At 70.6% G+C, this 3,163-nt stretch carries 2 protein-coding genes; both read left to right on the top strand.

Features of this window, described 5'->3' with window-relative positions; all coding sequences use genetic code 11:
* The first annotated feature begins 169 nt into the window (after nt 1-169).
* Nucleotides 170-1,573, top strand: coding sequence for a hypothetical protein (locus tag GL263_RS24120; RefSeq protein WP_182857856.1), 1,404 nt, complete (start codon nt 170-172; stop codon nt 1,571-1,573).
* Between the two features lie 561 nt (nt 1,574-2,134).
* Nucleotides 2,135-3,163: terpene synthase family protein (locus GL263_RS24125; RefSeq protein WP_182857857.1), on the top strand; the 1,029-nt coding region annotated here is incomplete at its 3' end.

Consider the following 3,163-nt stretch of genomic DNA (forward strand, 5'->3'; position numbering starts at 1 on the left):
CCCACGCACCACTTCCCCCAGGCCGCCCGCAACTGCCCGCCCCCGGCCCGGCCGCGGGCGGCACCGGAGGCTGGCTTAGGCTGACGTGCGCGCGTGGCGCGCGAACAACTGACGGGGGAATCAAGTGGGTTTCAGTGGTGTACGCGGCTTGCACGGCATACGCGAGCGGTTGGCCAGACGTCCGCGGCGCACGGTGGCGGCATCGCTGGCCCTCAGCCTCACCGCCGGACTCCTCGGCGGCTGGTGGGTGAGCGAGCGCGCCCAGGGGCACCATCTGACGTTCGCGGACACCGCGCCACGAGTGGTGCCGACCGGCAAGCCGGACCGGGACTGGCCCTCCCGGGGCGACCTCCTCGACGACGACGCACTGCTGCGCACCGCGATGCGCGCCTACGCGGTGCAGCACGGCGACAGCAAGGAGTTCGACGCCCGGGCCCGCTCCAACCAACTGGCGGCCGAGCCGCCGACGGTGCTCTTCGCCGGCACTCTCGGCGCGGCGAAGGTACCCACGGTGCTGCTTGTGGACAACCACCGGGACCGGATCTTCCAGTACGAGGAGCGGGACGGTGAAGGCAACCGTCGGACGCAGCAGCTCTCGTCGCGGGCCACCTACCAGGGGGCGTTCCCCCTCCTCCTCAACCCGTCCGGGGACGCCCCGAGGAACCGGTCCAGGGAAACGTGGCCCAGAAAGGACCTGCGGCTCGTACTCCCGCAGGGCCTCTCCAACCCGCGCGTCGCCGGCTTCGACGGCAAGCGACCCACCTGGCGGCCGGTCACGGTCAAGGACGGGGTCACCGAACCGCTGCGCTCCCACGACGCCGGCTTCGACTGGCCCGGGAGCGGGTGGAGGTCCGGCACTCTGTCGGAGTGCAACCAGTCCGGCCTGCTGCTGCGCGCCACCATGCGCCTCGGTTCGAAGCGCGCCACGGAGGTGTACTACCTCGTACGCGAGCGCGACTTCCACCCGATCAAACTCTACTTCGACCTGACAAGACAGCCGAACGAACCACTGAACGCCCCGCACGCCCGCACCCTCGCCCGCTCCCTGCTGTGTGCTGGTGCCCCCATCCCCCGGGGCGAGCAGCTTCTCGAGATCTACTGGGTACCGCTGTGGCGGGGCGCCTCCCCGGACAACCCCGGACGTCAGGAACTCGCCTCCGTCCTGACGGGGACCCTGGACGGAGAGACGCACACGGGCCTGGTCCTCGTCGGGGTCGACGAGCCCCGCCACATCGACTACTTCGTCAAGCCCGAATTCCCCAGTGACGCCAACCAGCAGAAGTTCGACCACTGGACGGCGTGTGCGTACTGGGACGGCCAACTCGTCGCGGCCGGCGAGGTTTTCACGGGCAAGGAGATGGACACCACCCGGATCAAGGTGACCAATCTGACCACCGGCAAGCAGGTCACCGGGAGCGGGAACGCCCTCACCGTTCCGCTCTCAGAACTCGGCCAGACCCAACAGAGCTCCCTGTTCGCCACCTTTACCGGCAAAGGGCGCACCAACGGCAGGTCCCACGGCGGCATCAAAACCATCCGCTGCTACCCGGCCGGCGACACCCCCACCTTCTGACCCGAATCACGGTATCGGCCCCGGACACCCTCACGAGGGCTCGACACCGAGCGACGACGCGCGGTCGGGTTGCGTGAGTACCGGGGCCCGGGGCGGTTGCCGGGGGCCGTTCAGCCGGACACCGGGCAGGTCGTCGCAGCTGTACGGCCGTTGCCTTTCCTCTCGGGTTTGCCCCGGTCGCACCATGCCCGCGCCCGAGCACGCGTCGCGTGTGCGGCCGGCGTGCGCCGTGCACGCCGCGTACGGCATGTAGGACTGTGCGTCCGGAAATGTGGGGCCGCGCCTTGTGGAAATCCGGCGTGGTGTGGTGCCGTGAAAGTCGATGCCCGGCCGGCCCCCGCGGTGTAGTGCCGCACCGCCTCTGCCCCGGCGGGGTCGGGGCGTTCCCCATACCCGTGGCCGGAATTCAGGTCGACGGAGTCGTCTCCGTTGGTTCCGTCTCACGCTCGCGCCTGGCGCGTCGGCCCGGCATACCCGCGGCACCCCCGCACGGGAGGGGCGGCTCAGCGCGGTCGACGCGTCGCACCTCACAAACCTCACCCCCCGCCTCCAGGAGGAGCAGTGACCAGCGGCATCGTCATCCCCCCACTGTGGTGTCCGATCGACCTCGCGATCAGGCCCGGGGCCGCCGGTGTCCAGGACGGCTCTCGCACCTGGCTGGAGCGGCACGGCCTGGACGAGCGATCACTGCGCCGGGCGGCAGCCACGGACACGGGCTTCCTCGCCTGCACCTGGGCGCCCACCGCCACGGACGAAGGGGTGCAGCTGCTGTCCGACTGGCTGGTCTGGGCCCTGCTCTTCGACGACTACTACTGCGACAGCGGCCCCGACGCGGACCGGCCCGGCACGTTCAACCCGCTCGCGGCACGCATGATGGCCCGCGCGCTGTACCCCGAGACTCCACCCACCGGCGACACCGCCTTCGACGCGTTCGCCTCCGCGCTCGCCGACCTCGTCACCCGCGTCCACAACCGCGCCGAGCCCGAACTCGCCCACCTGTTCTCCCTGGTGCACTACCAGTGGGCCGTCGGCGCGATGTGCGGCGTCAGCGACCGGGCCCACGGCAGCCTCCGCTCCGTGGAGGACCATTTCCTCATCCGGCCGCCGGACGGCGGCTCGCTGTGCAGCGTGCACATGATCGAGGTCGCCGAAGGAACCTGTCTGCCGTCCCGCGAACGCGTTCGCGCCGATGTCCGGGCCCTCACCCAGGCGGCCGGGATCCTGTTGACCGTCCCCACCGACCTGGCCTCCTACTCGCACGAACAGACCCAGAGGAGCCTGGAGTCCAACCTCGTGCACATCCTCGGCGCCGAGCGGTCCCTCACCGCGCAGGCCGCCACCGAGCAGGCATGCGACCTGCTGGAAGTGGTCATGGACTTCTTCCTGCGCATGACCGCCCAGCTTCACGAGGAGGGGGACCCCCAACTCCACCGCTACACCGACCAGCTGACTCACATGGTGCGGGGTACCTACGAGTGGCAGCGCTCCCTCCCCCGCTACACCACCGCCCTGGAGACCTCCGGTACCCCCGACGGCACCACGGTGACCCGGCCGGACACCCCGCTCCACGACATCACCCACCGCCCGAAC

Source organism: Streptomyces durbertensis (assembly GCF_014156695.1).
GTDB lineage: Bacteria > Actinomycetota > Actinomycetes > Streptomycetales > Streptomycetaceae > Streptomyces > Streptomyces durbertensis.